The following is a 16,727-nucleotide window of genomic DNA, read 5'->3' on the forward strand; positions in this document are numbered from 1 at the left end:
ATCTTGGCGAATAAAGCTGGAATCAGCGGAGCCCGCCTTGCGCCTTCTCGTCGTCGAAGACGATCCCGACCTTAATCGTCAGCTCACGACGGCGCTGACCGACGCCGGCTATGTGGTCGACCGTGCGTTCGACGGCGAGGAGGGACATTTCCTCGGCGACAGCGAGCCGTATGACGCCGTCGTGCTGGATATCGGCCTGCCGAAGATGGACGGTATTTCGGTGCTGGAGGCCTGGCGGCGCAATGACCGCACCATGCCGGTGCTGATCCTCACAGCGCGCGATCGCTGGAGCGACAAGGTGCAGGGGTTCGACGCCGGCGCCGACGATTATGTCGCAAAACCCTTCCATCTCGAGGAGATCCTGGCGCGGATTCGCGCGCTGCTGCGGCGGAGCACCGGACATGCGCAATCTGAGTTGTCCTGCGGGCCGGTGACGCTGGATACCCGCACCGGGCGCGTCAGCGTCAGCGGCAATCCGGTCAAGATGACATCGCATGAATACCGGCTGCTGGCCTATCTCATGCATCATACCGGGAGGGTGGTGTCGCGCACCGAACTGGTCGAACATCTCTACGATCAGGATTTCGATCGCGACTCCAACACCATTGAGGTCTTTGTCGGCCGCATCCGCAAGAAGCTGGACGTCGATATCATCCAGACGGTCCGCGGGCTCGGCTACCTGCTGACGCCGCCGACAGATGCGCGCTAGGCGGTTTCGGGGCGGCCGCTCGAACTCGCTCGCAACGCGGCTGTTTCTGTCCGCGACCGCCTGGGTGGTGGTTATTCTGCTCATCACCGGCGTGGTGCTGTCGTCGGTCTATCGCTCGGCGTCCGAGCGCGCCTTCGACCGCCGCCTTAATCTCTATCTCCGCACCCTGATCGCCGAAGTGGCGACGCCGGACGAGCCGCTCGATCGCCAGTTCCAGTCGCTCGGCGAGCCGCTGTTCGATCTGCCGCTGTCGGGTTGGTACTGGGAGATCGTCCGCACCGATCCGGAGAAGAAAGAGATTCGCGCGTCCCGCTCGCTGTGGGACAAGAAGCTGCCGAAGCTGGAGGATCAGGGCATCGAGCTCTCCTCGTCGGGGGTCCGTGTCGGCTATGTCGACGGGCCCGAAGGGCAGACCCTGCGCATGGTGGAGCGGCCGGTCGATCTCGGCACCGACGGCAAGTTCCGCGTCACCGTGGCCGGAGACGCCACCGAGATTTTCGATGAAACGCGGACCTTCGACTATTACCTTGGCGGCACGTTTGCCGCGCTCACGATCGTGCTGGTGCTGACCACGATCTTTCAGGTGCGATTCGGTCTCGCTCCGCTGAAACGCATTTCAGACGCCATCGCCGACATCCGGTCCGGCCGCGCCGAACGGCTGGAGGGCGAGTTTCCGGTCGAGATCGCGCCGCTCGCCCGCGAGACCAATGCGCTGATCGACGCCAACCGCGAGATCGTCGAGCGCGCCCGCACCCATGTCGGCAACCTCGCGCACGCGGTCAAGACGCCGCTCTCGGTCATCATCAACGAAGCCAACGCGCGCGAGCGCGATCCCTTCGCCGCGAAGGTGCTCGAACAGGCCGAGGTGATGCGCAATCAGGTGGTCCATCATCTGGAGCGCGCCCGCATCGCCGCGCGGCTCACCGTGGTTGCAACGGTGACCGATGTCGCGCCCGTCATCGAGGCGCTGCGTCGGACCATGGAGAAGATTCACCGCGACCGCGCCATCGCCATCGCTGTCGATGCCAGCACTGCTGCGAAATTTCGCGGCGAACGCCAGGATCTCGAGGAAATGGCCGGTAACCTCGTCGACAACGCCTGCAAGTGGGCGCGGTCGCGGGTGCTCATCAAGGTATCCGTGCCTCCGGTTGCTGGAGCCGGGCCGGCGATGCTGCACATCGTCGTCGACGACGACGGCAGCGGACTGTCGGACGCCGAGCGGATGCAGGCCTCGCAGCGCGGCCGCCGCCTCGACGAGACCAAGCCGGGATCGGGACTGGGGCTGTCGATCGTCACCGATCTCGCCGCCCTTTATGACGGCAGCCTGACGCTCGGCTCGGCGCCGATCGGCGGCCTGCGGGCCGAACTGGTGCTGCCGGCGGCATGAAGCGTTGGCCCCCAGCTTGCTGGCTGCACCGCCGCAGTCCCGCCCGAATTGCCCGCTCCTGTGCGACCGGATGCAGAATCGTCCCGGCGGGAGGGCGCCGGAGGGGGTCATGAGCAAGACGAATATGCTGTTGGTTGTCGCGGTGGCGCTCGCTCTCGGCGGCTGTGACATGACGAGTTCCGGCGGCCCAGACGGTCCGGGCCTGCTGACCGATCCCGCGCGCGGGTATGCGGCGGCCACGACCGCGGCGGCGCTCGGCGGACTGATCGGACCGAAACTCGGTTCGGCTCTGGATGATAACGACCGCCGTCTGGCCTATCAGGCCCAGATCGATGCCCTCGAGCGTGGCGCGCCCGGCGCGCCGATTGCCTGGCGCAATCCGGATACCGGCCGCCGTGGCAATATCGTCGCCGGCCCGGAATATGAGCTGAAGGGCGCGACATGCCGTGGCTACTCTCACACCGTCACGATCGGCAGCCAGCTCGAAACCGTGCGCAAAACCGCCTGCCGGAACGCCGATGGGAGCTGGACCGCGGTGGGTTGATCCGCCGTCGGCGAGGCAAAACCGCGCCTGTCCTTGTGTTCGAGCGCTCTTCTTGATCTTGCGAAAAACACCGCTTTGGCGGCGCCAGAGCCTCGCTTCTGATGGAATCAGAAGCGAGGCTCTATGGTTTTGATTTGACGCGTTTTCTTCACGCGAACCGGTATCCACTTCGCTCGAAACCCTCAACCCATCCTTAAGACCGCTCCTGCTATGACATGGCACCGGTCCTCCGGTGTCCGCGCGATCGTTCGCGTCAAGATTGGTATGCATGGACCAGGCCTCGATCGAACGGCTGAGGAACTATCTCGCGCAGCTCCCGCCGAAGTCGCAGGCGCTGCTGATGCGGGAGTTCGAGCGCGCCGTGGAGCGCGGCGAAGACGCTGCGGTCGCCACCTTCGTGCTCGAGGAGCTGCGCAGGATCGCCCGTAGGTCGGATGACAGCGAGCGGGCGCGGAGCGACGATCCGGCCCGGCATCTGTTCCGCCCGCTGGAACCGTTTCTCGTCGAAGGCGGCTCGGCGATGCGCCCCGGGCAGATTCGGCGGACGTCGCTCATGCCGGTCTGGCAGTGGCTGGGGCAGGACGGTGCGCCGGATGCCGTGCGAGTGTTCGAGGCCGTGCTCGCGACCCAGGCCGGATCGGCGTCCGGGATCGAGGCGGCAGCGCGGACTTTCCAGGCGGCCGCCGCAGCCGCCATTCAGCGGATCTTTGCGGATGGAGTCGACCCTGACCGCCAGCGGGCGCTGGGCCGCATCGGCGGCCCTGGCGTTGTTGAAGATCTGGCCGCAATCGGAGCGGTTCTGAACGCCCGCGAGGCCCTCGATACCCTCAATGGCCGGCTGCCGGGTTTTCTACGCATCTTCGGGGAGGCGCAGATCGCCGCTCTGATGACCGCGCTCAATGTTCCTTCCCTGCAAACCCCGCTGGCCCTGCCGTTCGCGCTGTCGCTGGTGATGCAGCGGTTGTCTGCATCGTGGCAGATTATCCGCCTGGCGATCAGGATCGCGGGTTCGGACGACGAGATCCGGGTGGCGGCGACGCCTTATGGCGTGGCCGTTACGCTCGCGCTCGACGATTTGTCGCGGACTTCGGCCGGTCTGCGTGCCGACATCCGGCGCGGACGTTTCGAAAACGTCTCCGAACATCTGAAGATCGTGCACGATGGCGTCCGGGGGCTGCGGACAGAACTCGATATCCGCGCCGATTCAAGCTGGGGCCGCCAGCTCGCCGCTATCAGGGTCGATATTTCCAATGGCCTGCAATCGGAAATCGACGGCGTCTCCGGCCGGGTACGGCGTCTGCTCCGCCAGCGGCCCGACAAGGACATTCCGCCCGGCGCGCGGCTCGACCCGATCGAGGTCGAGGAAACCGCCGCATTGATCGATTTCGTCGCGGTGTGCCGGACCTATGCCAGCGAACTGGCCATCAACGAAGTCACGATGCGCACCTATTCGGATTTGCAGCATTACGTCGAGCGGACCGCCGAAACCCTGGTGGAATCGCTCCGCAACGGCGATGAGCGCGTGCGCGCGTTCCGGCAGCAGCAGGTCAAGGCGGCGATCCGCTTCTGCGAGGTTCTGTTCGGCCAGGATTATTCGTCGCTGATGAGCCGGGCGGCCGACAACGCGCTCACGGCCGAGCGCAAGTCGTCGCGGGCCGGTTAAGTCCGTCCACCGCGCTTCTGAACCCAAACTATATTAAAATCATAGGGTTGCCGATACGCGCCGCCAATTGTGCCGCAATTGTCAATTGCTTCCCCCTTCCAGTCGTGATGTAACCCCGCTATCGAACCGGCCGTTTCCGGCGCCGGTCCACCGGAACCCTGATGAAATGACGCTGTGGTTTGTGTTCGCGCTGATGACCGCTGGAGCGGCCTTTGCGGTGCTGTGGCCACTCGGTCGGTCGGCCAGGCCGCGGACCCCGGGAGGCAGCGAGACCACCGTCTACCGGGATCAACTTGCCGAGGTCGGGCGCGATGTCGACTCCGGCCTGATCGGCGCGCCGGAGGCAGCCGCGGCGCGAGTCGAGATCGGGCGGCGGCTTCTGGAGGCGGCCGATGCGGAAAGCCATCAGCCGCAAGCGTCTAAACTCTGGCTGCGACGTGCGGTGGCGGTCGTCGCGCTGGCCGGCATTCCGCTGTTGGCGCTCGCGATCTACCTGCCGCTCGGATCGCCGCGGCTGCCCGATTTCCCGCTGGCGGAGCGCGTTCAATCAGCCGATGCATCGCAACCGCTCGAAAACCTGGTGGCGCAGGTCGAATCGCACCTGGAAAAGAATCCCGCCGACGGTCGCGGCTGGACCGTGCTGGCGCCGGTGCTGGCAAAACTCGGGCGCTTCGACGACGCTGCGCGCGCCTATCGCAACGTGATCGCCTACGTGGGTGAAACCGGCGATCGCCGTGCCGATCTCGGTGCGGCGATCGCGGGGGCCGCCAATGGCATTGTCACCGCCGACGCGAAAAAGGAGTTCGAGCGGGCGGTCGCCCTGAATCCCCAGGAGGCGAAGGCGCGCTTTTTCCTCGGAATGGCCGCGGAGCAGGACGGCCGTAGCGCCGATGCAGCAAAGATCTGGCAGGCCCTGCTGGCCGATGCGCCTGCGGACGCGCAGTGGCGTGACACGGTGCAGCAGGCGCTGGCGCAGGTCGGCGGTGGCGCGCCGGGGCCGACGCAGAGCGCGGTGATCGCGGCGAGCGGCATGAGCGAAGCGGATAGTTCCGCGATGATCCACAAAATGGTCGACCGGCTTGCGACGCGTCTGAAGCAGAACGGCAACGACGTCGAAGGATGGCTGCGCCTGGCCCGCGCCTATAAGGTGCTCAACGAGCCGGAGAAGTCGCGCGCCGTGCGCGACGACGCCCGCCGCGCGCTCGAACAGAATGAAGCAGGTTTGCGCCAGCTCAACGAAGGGCTCAAGGCGCTCGGGGTAGATGGATGATCCAGGTGTTCACTTTGCGCGCAGGTGAAACGGCATGACTCGCAAGCAGCGGCGTTTGACGATGATCGGCGGATCGCTCGTGGTGCTCGCAATCGCAGCCGCGCTGGTGCTGAACGCATTGCGCGACTCCATCGTGTTTTTCTCGACGCCGGTGATGGTGTCGGAACATCACATTCAACCGGGCCAGCGCTTCCGGCTGGGCGGGCTGGTGCAGAATGGCTCGTTGGTCCGCGGCGACAATCTCGTGGTCACATTCAAAGTGTCCGACGGAAGTGCGACGCTCCCGGTTACCTACAAGGGCATCCTGCCGGATCTGTTCCGCGAGGGGCAGGGCGTGGTCGCCGAGGGCGCGCTCGACAGTTCGGGCGTGTTCCGGGCCGACACCGTGCTGGCCAAGCATGACGAGACCTACATGCCGAAGGAGGTCGCGGATGCCCTGAAGAAACAGGGCCACTGGAAGGATGACTACGGACCGCAAGCCGGGGCTGTCGAAGCGTCGGGCAAGCAGGGGGTGTCGCAATGATTGCCGAGGTCGGACATTATGCGCTGGTGCTGGCGCTTGGTCTTGCGTTGATCCAGTCCACGGTGCCGATCATCGGCGCGAGACTGCACGACGGCGCGCTGATGAACGTGGCGCGCTCGACCGCGCTTGCGCAATTGCTGTTCGTCGGCGTTTCGTTCCTCGCGCTGGTGACGCTGCACGTCATTTCCGACTTCTCGGTCGTCAACGTGTTCGAGAATTCCCATTCGCTGAAGCCGATGCTCTACAAGATCACCGGCGTCTGGGGCAATCACGAAGGCTCCATGCTGTTGTGGGTGACGATCCTCGCGCTGTTCGGCGGGCTGGTCGCCGCGTTCGGCAGTAACCTTCCGCTGTCGCTGCGCGCCCATGTGCTGGCGGTGCAGGGCTGGATCGCGACCGCGTTCTATCTGTTCATCCTGCTGACGTCGAATCCGTTCATGCGGCTCGTCAGCCCGCCGCTGGAAGGCCGCGACCTCAATCCGGTGCTGCAGGATATCGGGCTCGCGGTGCATCCGCCGATGCTCTATCTCGGCTATGTCGGATTCTCGATCTCGTTCTCCTTCGCCGTCGCCGCTCTAATCGAAGGCCGCATCGATGCCGCCTGGGCGCGCTGGGTGCGGCCGTGGACGCTGATGGCGTGGATTTTCCTGACGCTTGGAATCGCGATGGGGTCGTACTGGGCCTATTACGAACTCGGCTGGGGCGGCTGGTGGTTCTGGGATCCGGTCGAGAACGCATCGCTGATGCCGTGGCTGGCCGGAACGGCGCTGCTGCATTCCTCGGTGGTGATGGAAAAGCGCAACGCGTTGCGGGTATGGACCATCCTGCTTGCGATCCTGACCTTCTCGCTGTCGCTGCTCGGCACCTTCCTGGTGCGCTCAGGCGTGCTGACATCGGTCCATGCCTTCGCCACCGATCCGACGCGCGGCGTCTTCATTCTGCTGATCCTGTGCACCTTCATCGGTGGCAGCCTGTCCTTGTATATCTGGCGTGCCTCCGCTCTGAAGCAGGGCGGGTTGTTCGCGCCGATCTCGCGCGAGGGCGCGCTCGTGCTCAACAACCTGTTCCTGACCACGGCCTGCGCCACCGTCTTCATCGGGACGCTGTATCCGCTGGCGCTCGAGGTCATCACCGGCACAAGGATTTCGGTCGGCGCGCCGTTCTTCAACCTGACATTCGCTCCCTTGTTCGTCCCGCTGCTGATCGCGGTGCCGTTCGGCCCGCTGCTGGCGTGGAAGCGCGGCGATCTGGCCGGCGCCTCGCAACGGTTGATGGCCGCCGGGATCGGCGGCATCATCGCGGTGGCCGTGCTGTGGGCATGGACGCGCGGCGGCAGCACCTTCGCGCCGCTGGCGATCGGACTCGCCGTGTTCGTGATTCTCGGCGCGCTGAGCGATCTCGCCGGGCGCATCAACCTGTTTCATGCGTCGCTTCCGGTGTCGTTCCGCCGCGCTAAGGGGCTGCCGCGTTCGGCCTGGGGCACCGTTTTCGCCCATGCCGGCCTCGGCGTGGCCCTGATCGGCATCGTCTGCGAAACCACCTGGAACACAGAATACATCGCCTCCATGAAGCAGAACGACGTGGCGCAGGTCGGCGGTTACAGCCTGACCTTCGACGGCACGACGCAGCGGGAGCGATCCAACTTCCGGGAACAGATTGCACGCTTCACCGTGAGCAAGGACGGGCAGCCGATCGCGGTGATGACGCCGTCGAAGCGCAACTTCACCACGCGCGCGGCATCGACCACGGAAGCCGCGCTGCTGACGCGAGGTGCGAGCCAGCTCTATATCTCGCTCGGCGATACCGCCGCCGATGGGGCGGTCGCGGTGCGCATCTACCACAAGCCGATGGTGCTGTTGATCTGGTTCGGGCCGGTTCTGATGGCCTTTGGCGGCGTGCTGTCGCTGTCCGACCGTCGTCTGCGGGTTGGCGCGCCGAAACCGGCGAAGGCCAGCCACATACTCCAGCCGGCGGAGTGAGACCGCCATGCATGGACTCATGCAAGGATTGTCGTCCGCGCCGGACCCGGTCATCGGGTCGCGCTTTGCGCCGACCCGTTGGCAGAGACGGCTCGGTGCGTGGGGCAGGCTCCTGCCTGTTTTCGGCACCCTCCTTTGCCTTGCACTCGCGATGGCGTCTCCCGCTCATGCGGTGCAGCCCGACGAGATCATGTCCAACCCCGCGCAGGAAGCGCGCGCGCGCAACCTGTCGCGCGAATTGCGCTGCATGGTGTGCCAGAACCAGTCGATCGACGATTCTTCGGCGCCGCTGGCGCGCGATCTCCGCCTGCTGGTGCGCGAGCGCATCGCGGCGGGCGACAGCGATCAGCAGGTGCTGGATTTTCTGGTCGCCCGTTACGGCGACTTCGTGCTGCTGAAGCCGCCCTTCGAGAAGAGCACGTTGCCGCTCTGGCTGCTAACCCCGCTGCTTCTGGTCGGCGGCGGACTTGGGCTTTGGGGATTCAGCCGGCGGCGTTCGAAAGCGATGCAGGCGGCCGCGGATGCGCCGCCGCGACTGAGCGAGGAAGAAGAGGCGCGGCTCGCGAAGCTGGTGGCGACGGAATCGTCTGCCGGCGAACCGGTATAGCGGTTCGATTCTAACATAATCCCGTTTCAGCGGGCCTTCTTCGCGCCCGGGACGCGCGGCGAGACTATAGCGTTCACGCTTGGACGGAAACCTCTCGGTTATCTGTCATTGCCGGGCTGATCCGGCAATCCATCATCTCCGAAAGAAGATGGATGCGCGGATCATAGGCGAGCGGAGGCAACGCCGTTCTTCGAACGGCTATGTCCGCGCATGACGATCATTGATTCCGTCAAAAGCAGAAAGACTCTGGCGTGCGCCAAACAACTGCACACGAAGCGCTCGCTATTGTTACGAAACATTAATTTCCCGGCCAGCCCGCTGTAAGGCGCAAATCCCCATCCTCAGACCATGAAGTGCTGCCTTCGGCACTTACAATCTGGTTCTGGAGACCCCGCATGACCGACAGGCCCACTGATCTCTCGCCGCCTTCTCCGCCCAAGCCCGCCCGCCGTTCCGGGCTCACCGCGCGCAAGTTCGCGCTGATGGCGTCGGTCGCCGCCGGCCTCGGCCTGGCCGCATACGGGTTCAGTCCCCCGACGGACAAAGCCGATCTCTTCACCACCCCGGCCCATGCGCAGGTTAATAACGACGTCAGCAAGGTCGCGCAGCCGATCGGCTTTGCCGATATCGTCGAGCGTGTGAAGCCGTCGGTGATTTCGGTCAAGGTCCGTATGAAGGACAAGGTGGTCGCCGGCGACGACGATTCGCCGTTCCAGCCGGGTTCGCCGATGGAACGCTTCTTCCGTCGCTTTGGCGGACCGGATGGTCTGCCGCCGGGAATGCATGGCCGGCGTGGCCATGGCATCGTGACGGGACAGGGCTCCGGCTTCTTCATTTCGGCCGATGGCTACGCCGTAACCAACAACCACGTCGTCGACGACGCCGACAAGGTCGAAGTCACGACCGATGGCGGCAAGACCTACACCGCCAAGGTGATCGGAACCGATCCGCGCACCGACATTGCCCTGATCAAGGTCGAGGGCGGCTCGAATTTCCCGTTTGCGAAGCTATCGGACGACAAGGCGCGGATCGGCGACTGGGTGCTCGCGGTCGGCAACCCGTTCGGCCTCGGCGGCACCGTGACCTCCGGCATCGTGTCGGCCATCGGCCGCGACATCGGCAACGGTCCCTATGACGATTTCATCCAGATCGACGCGCCCGTCAACAAGGGTAACTCCGGCGGTCCGGCCTTCAACATGAAGGGCGACGTGATCGGCGTGAACACCGCGATCTATTCGCCGTCCGGCGGCAGCGTCGGCATCGCATTTTCGATTCCCGCCAACACCGTGAAGAACGTCGTCGCGCAACTCAAGGACAAGGGGTCGGTGAGCCGCGGATGGATCGGCGTCCAGATCCAGCCGGTCACCGCTGACATCGCCGATAGCCTCGGCCTCAAGAAAACCGAAGGCGCGCTGGTGGCCGAGCCGCAGGCCGACAGCCCGGCGGCCAAGGCCGGCATCCAGTCCGGCGACGTGATCACGCAAGTCAACGGTGCTACCGTCAAGGATGCGCGCGAACTGGCGCGGACCATCGGTGGCCTTGCGCCGGGGACCTCGATCAAGCTGAACGTCCTGCACAAGGGGACGGACAAGGTCATCAACCTGACGCTCGGCATCCTGCCGAACACCGCGGAAGCAAAGGCCGATCTATACGGCGATGATCACGGGCCGTCGCATGGCGACGACGTTCCCAGGCTTGGCATGACGGTTGCTCCGGCGGGGTCGGTTGCCGGCGCCGGCACGGAGGGCGTGGTCGTCGTCGATGTCGATCCGAAGAGCGCGGCCGCGGATCGCGGCTTCAAGGAAGGCGACGTGATCCTCGAGGTCGGAGGAAAGGACGTCTCCAATTCGGCCGACGTGCGCGAGGCGATCAAAGCGGCGCGCGCGGACCACAAGAACAGTATTTTGATGCGGGTTCGCACCGGCGGCACGGCGCGTTTCGTCGCGGTTCCGATCGCGAAGGGCTAGAGCATGATCCCGACCCGAAGGGCCGCGCCAGCGCAACTCGATCAAAAACAGGTGCGAGTCTTGCACGAGATGGGAAGCGTCGCCGGCATCAGTCGCCCCCGCTGACGGCACTTTCCGGGGGACGGGCCAAAAGCCCGCCCCCTTGAGTTGCCTTCCGATGGAAACAGCCCCCCTTCGTCGGAAGGATTAGGGCGGTGGAGTCGCCCCAAGCTCCACCGCCCGCTTTTTTGCCGATTGCGGGGGGGGGGGGCTGTCTCGCAGCCTTGCGCGCGGGCGATGAGCGCGCCATGGTGATGGAAAGATAAATACCTTGGGCAATTCCAGCGACCAGATGCGCCTGCTGATCATCGAAGACGATCGCGAGTCCGCGGACTATCTCGTGAAGGCGTTTCGCGAGGTCGGTCATGTCGCGGAGCTCGCCAGCGACGGCGAGGAGGGACTCTCGCTTGCCGACGGGGGGGACTACGACGTGCTGGTGATCGACCGGATGCTGCCGAAACGCGACGGGCTCTCCGTCATCGGCTCCCTGCGCGACAAGGGCAATCGGACGCCGGTGCTCATCCTCTCCGCGCTCGGCCAGGTTGACGATCGCATCAAGGGCTTGCGTGCAGGCGGCGACGACTATCTGCCGAAACCCTATGCATTCGCCGAATTGCTGGCGCGGGTGGAAGTGCTGTCGCGCCGCCGCGGTGGTCCGGCCGAGGAGACCGTCTATCGCGTCGGCGATCTCGAACTCGACCGGCTGTCGCATCGCGTCGTGCGGGGCGAGGAGGAACTGACGCTGCAGCCGCGCGAGTTTCGCTTGCTGGAATACCTCATGAAACATGCGGGGCAGGTCGTGACCCGGACCATGCTGCTCGAGAACGTCTGGGATTACCACTTCGACCCGCAGACCAACGTCATCGATGTGCATATTTCGCGGCTGCGCTCCAAGATCGACAAGGGCTTCGAGCGCCCCCTGCTGCACACGATCAGGGGCGCCGGATACATGATCCGTGACGGCATGCACCCATCAAGAACTTGAAATTCTCAAACTTCCCAGAGCGGTTACATCTACGCCGCGACGTGCCCGTGATATGACAAAGCTGGCGGCATCGACTGTGAAAGCGATTCAGGAACTGAGGGCCAACAACGGCAGCCGCTTTCAGCGGAGTCCTAAGAGAGAGCCCGACAGGGCGCACCTCTGATGAAGGCTACGCCCGTCACGCCGGGTTACGTAGGGCTCAAATTGGCGGTTCTGGATTTTCAAATCCGACGGCCGCGAGGATTTCCCTATTGCGGCAGCGGCACCGGGCTCTTCGAGAGCGTATTGAGATAGGCAATCACGGCAGCGCGCTTGCTCTCGCTCTTCAGGCCGGCGAAGGTCATGTGCGTACCCTTAACGTCGGCGCGCGGATCGGTCAGCCATTTGTCGAGCTCGGCGAAGGTCCATTTGCCGCCCTTGGCCTTCAAGGCGGCGCTGTAGTTAAAGCCCGGCATCGAAGCGATCGGCCGATTGACGACGCCGTAGAGATCGGGGCCGACCTTGGGACCTTTGCCTTCCACAACGTTGTGGCAAATCTCGCACTGCTTGGCGATCCGCGCACCGCGTTCGACCGAGGCGCTCGCAAGCGCCTTATTGAACGACTGCGCGTCAGCAGCGGTGGGTGCAGTGTTTTGGGCCATCGCCATGGGCGACGCGAGGGTGGTGCAGGCCAGAAGTACTGCCGGGATCAATCGCATTGAAATCTCCTTGGTTGATGGTCACCATCAACCAGAGTGCAGTGCAATAGTTCCTGCCAAAACCGCGGTTCGTGCATTGAGCCCGCATAGGAGAACACAATGGCGCGAGCAGCTTGGAAAAGACCCTGATGATGTCCCTAAGATGTGTTCCTTCTCGCCGCCATTCTCACGACTGGCGTGGCGCCAGGCAGACACGGGACACACTCGCCGAGGCTTCGTTACGCTCTGCACCCCATCCGCTAATCATCCAGGTCTATCTTCGGCGCCACATGCGAAACCCTGCTGTTCAGAAGTCCAAACCGGATAAGGCCATGACCGATACCGAATGGGCGTCGTGATCGGGCGGCAATGAGCGTGAAGATCAGGCTTTCGGAAATTGATGGACGCGAAGACCGCCAGGAGGTACTATGTAAACTGGTTGACATTGATGACTGCTGAGAGCCGCTTACGAAGTGTCGCCGGGAGCATTGCTTGCCCGTCACGACGCGCAGGCGGAAGCAGAGCGTAATGTATTGGTGCAAGCGCAATCTCTTTCACGCAATCTCTTTGAGTTGGGAGCAGTCGTCGTGGAAAATCCGGTTATCGGAGCTCGTGAGGCCGAGCCACAGGGCAACACGAGGGTTTTGTTTATATCGACCGTGGCGTTTTCGCTCGGTTTCGCGATTTGGGGCATGTTTTCAGCGCTCGCCCCCTTTCTGATCGAATGGTACAATTTCACGAGCACCCAGGTGCTCGTTCTGGCTGCGATGGAGCCGCTTTTCGCGGCCGCCATCAGCATCCCGCTCGGCATCTGGACGGACAAATTCGGCGGCCGGACGGTTTTCACGCTTTTGCTTCTTTGCCTCTCGGTTGCCCTGCTTTTCGGGACCTTCGCCGAGGGCTATTACTCATTTCTGGTTCTGGGAATGATGCTCGGACTCGGAGGTGCGACCTTCGTGGTCGGCAACGCTCATGTATCGTCCTGGTATCCCAAATCGAAGCAGGGGACAGCTCTTGGCCTCTTTGCTTTAGGCAATATCGGAATCACCGTCGGTATGATGGCGGTTACTTTCCTGATTACCCGCGTGCTGGACCTGAGTGACCCGGACGGCTGGCGCCTGATATTTCCCATCTTCGCCATCCCCACGCTCTTGATGGCGGTGGTCTACATGTTTTTTACATCCGACGCGCCGAACACGAATCTCAAAAACACGTCGACGAAAGAGATCTTTGCCGTATACCGGTCGGGCGTCATCGTATGGCTGGTGCCTGCACTTTACTGGGTGGCTTTCGGCACGCTGGTTTTCTTTGCGTCGACGATGCCGACTTATCTGGTCGACCATTGGCATGTGGAGCCCACCAGCGCGTCCGCGTTTTACACCCCGCTGCTGGTCGTCTGCGTCGCGATCACCCGGCCGCTGGGCGGCTGGCTCGCTGATCGGTATGATGTTCTGGGCATTCTGAGCTGGTTGTTCGGGTTGATGTCCGCGCTGGCAGTGCTCCTGGCCTTGCAGATTTCACTGAGCCTCGAACTGGTCGCCATTTATGGGCTTGCGTTGCTGTCCGGCGCCGCGGCGGCGGCGGTCATCAAGCTGATCCCGATGTACTTCGTGCACGTCGGCGCGGTCAGCGGACTGGCCAAGGCCGCCGGCGCGGCCTGCGGCTTCACGATGACATCCGTGCTGGCCGCCGGCAATTTTTTACTCGGTGGCTACACCTTGGGCTTTGTCGTCTGGGCGCTCATGAACATCGCTGCGTTCTACGTCTCGTTTTCGCGAGTCGGCTTCAGGAATGCGAAACTGGTCCATGGAGCGATTGCGGCTGCTCCCGCACATTGAAGCCGTCATTGGACGGCTCTGATCTGATCGGCCTATTCAAACGTCGCTATCATCCCGACGCGACCTGGAGCCTTTCCGCTTCTGATGGAATCAGAAGCGGGGCTCTGTGATGTTGATCTGACGCGTTTTCTTCACGCGAACCGGTACCCACTTCGCTCGAAAACGCTCTAATTCGGACACCCGTTCCGGAAAATTGGGACAGCCCCGCTCGATTAAGCGTTTGAAATTTAGATTTGGCTAACCCTGGACTCGACGAGTTCAGGGGAAACGACGCGTGCCAGCTTGATGAGGGTCGAATTTTAACGCTAGCCCTAATCGCAACAGAAAACAGAAAGTCGCATTGGATCATGCATTGCGATCTTCCACGAAACTGGAGGAGGTACCTGTTTTGGGCGCTTACAAAATCAGCATCGACTCGATTACATGCCTATCGCAGAAAGACGCAAAAGGCGTCGCTGAAGTCTGGCTTCTCGCGCAATCCGACGGCGGCCCGCCGGTCCGATACCCGCACGCCCCCTTGTCTGCACAGAACATGGACGAGGGCGACACATGGTCGATCGACGGCGATCTTGTTCTTGAATTCGACGGTTGCTGCAACCTGACCATCTATGAGCAGGATTTCAATATCGATATCAATGCGACCGACTTCCTCGGCTGTGCCAGCTTCACCTCTGGCGCAAACGATGCGAATGACAAGATCGCGACGAATGGAAGTGATAGCGGCGACAGCGACTACAGCAAGTTCGCCATCAGTTTTTCCTGGGTAAACTGAACCTGCCTTCGTCGGAGAATTGCAATCATGACACTGACCTTGAAAGATCTCATCCGGCGTCGGTTGGACGAGTCCGACTTTCCCGAAGCCTTGCCGCCCGCGGAGGAATTCGCGAAGCTTCAAAAAGTGGAGGTCCAGTCCAAATTTCCGCAACTGAACGACGCCGTTCTGGCCGCGCTGGAAACAGCGACACGCGCCCTGCGAGACAGTGACGTCGGCAAGAAACTTGCCGAGCGAGCGCTGGACATGAAGCCGCAAGAGGTGCTGGACCTTGCCGGTGAAGTGGCCAGGATGCCCGAGATGCAGCGGGTAGCCACTTTGGCCAGGCAATCTGATGTCTTTGCGTCCGACACGCTGGGCGACGGCACCATCATCAAAGAGATCATCGCCAAATACGCGCCGCAGAGCCTGATAGTGAATTTTTCCGGCATGGCCGACGTCGGTTTTGGGGGGACCGTCTATATCGGATTCGCCTTCGATCTGGACGAATTCGACAGGGTCGCCATCTTCATCGGCGGGTCGGTCGGGGTGGGCGTCGATGCCATCTTCGCAATCGGTCAAGGCGTTGGTCTAAGCGCGAACGCCTATTCCGACATGACCGGCGCCTGCTTGGGCGCGGATATCGGGGCGGCCTTTCTCGGTGGCGCCCTGCTTGACGGATCGCTCGGACTTAGCGTTCCGTTTGTTCCCATACGGACCCACCTGAAGCTCAGTCAGTGGACCGGCCTCGTGTATGTTATCGAAGGCATCGGTGCCGGTTTCGAGGTCTATGGCAGGTTCACGTTACAAATTATCAACAGGTCATTGCCCGATATCGTGCAGCCATCGGCTGCGCATAGCACGACGGTATCTTCGATCACCTGCTACAACACCCAGGACTCGACCGGAAACGACGAACTCTATTTTGAAGTCACCATCGACGATAAGCCCGGAAAGATCTACCGCTATCCTTTGTGGGATTACTTCTCGATCGATGAGGGGGGGGGGGACCTGGAATATCGGTTTTACAATTAACTTCGATTCGAGTTTCAAACTGACGCTCTTTAACAGCGAAACAGCGGGTGCGAACACGATTCACACCTTCAATGTTACGTCCAGCAACATCCCATCCAAGGGAGGCTCTACCACGCTTGTCCACGACAATGGCTCGGGCGGAGTCTTTCACAACCGCGTTCACTACGACGTCGCTCTATATACCCCACCTTCGGTATAGCCGGATGGATTGAAGCGTCCGGGGCCATTGGGACGTCGCCGTCTTGCGGAGGGAGAGGGGCATCGCCCGCCCTATGGCATTTTGGTGTCTGCTTTGGTGGTCCCGTTAAGATAGTCCGCCATGGCTACCAGGTCGAACCGACCGTCGAGCGCGACAATTCCGTCCTTCCCCAAGGTGCTACCGTATGCGTCCAGGTCTGCGGCCGCCTCCCGCAGCGCATCGTATAAGTCTTGCGGCGTTATCGGTTCCATTGCAGCCATTCCCTTCGCAGCCGTCGAAAGAAATAACATAATCACGATGGCCGACATTGCGCGGCTGGAGGATGGATTTGTGAGAGCGGCGTATGCCCGCGCCGAGGTGAACGTGAACCTCCGGTAGCTGGCGCCTTCGCGGGGCCGGGCTTTTTGCCGTTTCCGGGCCTATTCGGTCACTCCGTTCCATCCGGCCAAGCCGATCTCGCAGGTATCGCGTCGGCTAAAGACTCATTACTTGGCGTTCATTACAAACCCCTCATGAAACTGGCCTATTGGCCGCTCATTGTGTCTGTTAGACTT

General features: G+C 62.7%; 15 protein-coding genes. 13 read left to right on the forward strand and 2 right to left on the reverse strand.

Annotated features, from left to right (window positions below; genetic code table 11):
* Positions 1-37 precede the first annotated feature (37 nt).
* From NHAM_RS07320 to NHAM_RS07365, 10 genes are all read left to right on the forward strand, one after another.
* Positions 38-709, forward strand: coding sequence for a response regulator transcription factor (locus NHAM_RS07320; protein ID WP_011509946.1), 672 nt, complete (start codon positions 38-40; stop codon positions 707-709).
* Complete coding sequence (locus NHAM_RS07325) at positions 699-2,096, forward strand: ATP-binding protein (RefSeq protein ID WP_011509947.1); 1,398 nt, start codon at positions 699-701, stop codon at positions 2,094-2,096. The genes NHAM_RS07320 and NHAM_RS07325 overlap by 11 nt, the downstream gene beginning before the upstream one ends.
* 109 nt (positions 2,097-2,205) lie before the next feature.
* On the forward strand, positions 2,206-2,640 hold the full coding sequence (locus tag NHAM_RS07330) for an RT0821/Lpp0805 family surface protein (protein WP_011509948.1): 435 nt from the start codon (positions 2,206-2,208) through the stop codon (positions 2,638-2,640).
* 268 nt (positions 2,641-2,908) lie between these two features.
* The gene (locus tag NHAM_RS07335; RefSeq protein WP_011509949.1) at positions 2,909-4,303 is read left to right on the forward strand and encodes a hypothetical protein; all 1,395 of its coding nucleotides are present in this window, start codon (positions 2,909-2,911) and stop codon (positions 4,301-4,303) included.
* Positions 4,304-4,469: 166 nt separating this feature from the next.
* On the forward strand, positions 4,470-5,573 hold the full coding sequence (ccmI, locus tag NHAM_RS07340) for a c-type cytochrome biogenesis protein CcmI (RefSeq protein WP_011509950.1): 1,104 nt from the start codon (positions 4,470-4,472) through the stop codon (positions 5,571-5,573).
* 34 nt (positions 5,574-5,607) lie between these two features.
* Complete coding sequence (ccmE, locus tag NHAM_RS07345) at positions 5,608-6,096, forward strand: cytochrome c maturation protein CcmE (protein WP_011509951.1); 489 nt, start codon at positions 5,608-5,610, stop codon at positions 6,094-6,096.
* Positions 6,093-8,075, forward strand: a complete 1,983-nt coding sequence (locus tag NHAM_RS07350) for a heme lyase CcmF/NrfE family subunit (RefSeq protein WP_011509952.1) — start codon at positions 6,093-6,095, stop codon at positions 8,073-8,075. The genes ccmE and NHAM_RS07350 overlap by 4 nt, the downstream gene beginning before the upstream one ends.
* Before the next feature lie 7 nt (positions 8,076-8,082).
* On the forward strand, positions 8,083-8,682 hold the full coding sequence (locus NHAM_RS07355) for a cytochrome c-type biogenesis protein (protein ID WP_347336441.1): 600 nt from the start codon (positions 8,083-8,085) through the stop codon (positions 8,680-8,682).
* A gap of 395 nt (positions 8,683-9,077) precedes the next feature.
* Positions 9,078-10,649 (forward strand): Do family serine endopeptidase, encoded by a 1,572-nt coding sequence (locus NHAM_RS07360; protein ID WP_011509954.1) that lies wholly within the window; start codon positions 9,078-9,080, stop codon positions 10,647-10,649.
* A gap of 331 nt (positions 10,650-10,980) precedes the next feature.
* Positions 10,981-11,673 (forward strand): response regulator transcription factor, encoded by a 693-nt coding sequence (locus NHAM_RS07365; protein WP_011509955.1) that lies wholly within the window; start codon positions 10,981-10,983, stop codon positions 11,671-11,673.
* Between the two features lie 248 nt (positions 11,674-11,921).
* Here the strand turns inward: NHAM_RS07365 and NHAM_RS07370 are convergent, their stop codons facing one another.
* Positions 11,922-12,371 carry a c-type cytochrome gene (locus NHAM_RS07370; RefSeq protein WP_011509956.1) on the reverse strand — a complete coding sequence of 150 codons (450 nt, stop codon included), beginning with the start codon at positions 12,369-12,371 and terminating at the stop codon, positions 11,922-11,924.
* Positions 12,372-12,937: 566 nt separating this feature from the next.
* Here NHAM_RS07370 and NHAM_RS07375 point away from each other — a divergent pair.
* The 3 genes from NHAM_RS07375 (at position 12,938) to NHAM_RS07385 (ending at position 15,974) form a co-directional block, all read left to right on the forward strand.
* On the forward strand, positions 12,938-14,188 hold the full coding sequence (locus NHAM_RS07375) for an MFS transporter (protein ID WP_011509957.1): 1,251 nt from the start codon (positions 12,938-12,940) through the stop codon (positions 14,186-14,188).
* 340 nt (positions 14,189-14,528) lie between these two features.
* Complete coding sequence (locus tag NHAM_RS07380; RefSeq protein WP_157043555.1) at positions 14,529-14,960, forward strand: hypothetical protein; 432 nt, start codon at positions 14,529-14,531, stop codon at positions 14,958-14,960.
* A gap of 246 nt (positions 14,961-15,206) precedes the next feature.
* The gene (locus NHAM_RS07385) at positions 15,207-15,974 is read left to right on the forward strand and encodes a hypothetical protein (RefSeq protein ID WP_157043556.1); all 768 of its coding nucleotides are present in this window, start codon (positions 15,207-15,209) and stop codon (positions 15,972-15,974) included.
* 270 nt (positions 15,975-16,244) lie between these two features.
* On the opposite strand, the gene NHAM_RS07390 is transcribed toward NHAM_RS07385, so the two are convergent.
* Entirely contained in the window at positions 16,245-16,481 is a 237-nt protein-coding gene (locus tag NHAM_RS07390; protein WP_041357820.1) for a hypothetical protein, read from the reverse strand.
* Positions 16,482-16,727: the final 246 nt, after the last annotated feature.

The sequence above is a fragment of the Nitrobacter hamburgensis X14 genome, assembly GCF_000013885.1.
Lineage (GTDB): Bacteria > Pseudomonadota > Alphaproteobacteria > Rhizobiales > Xanthobacteraceae > Nitrobacter > Nitrobacter hamburgensis.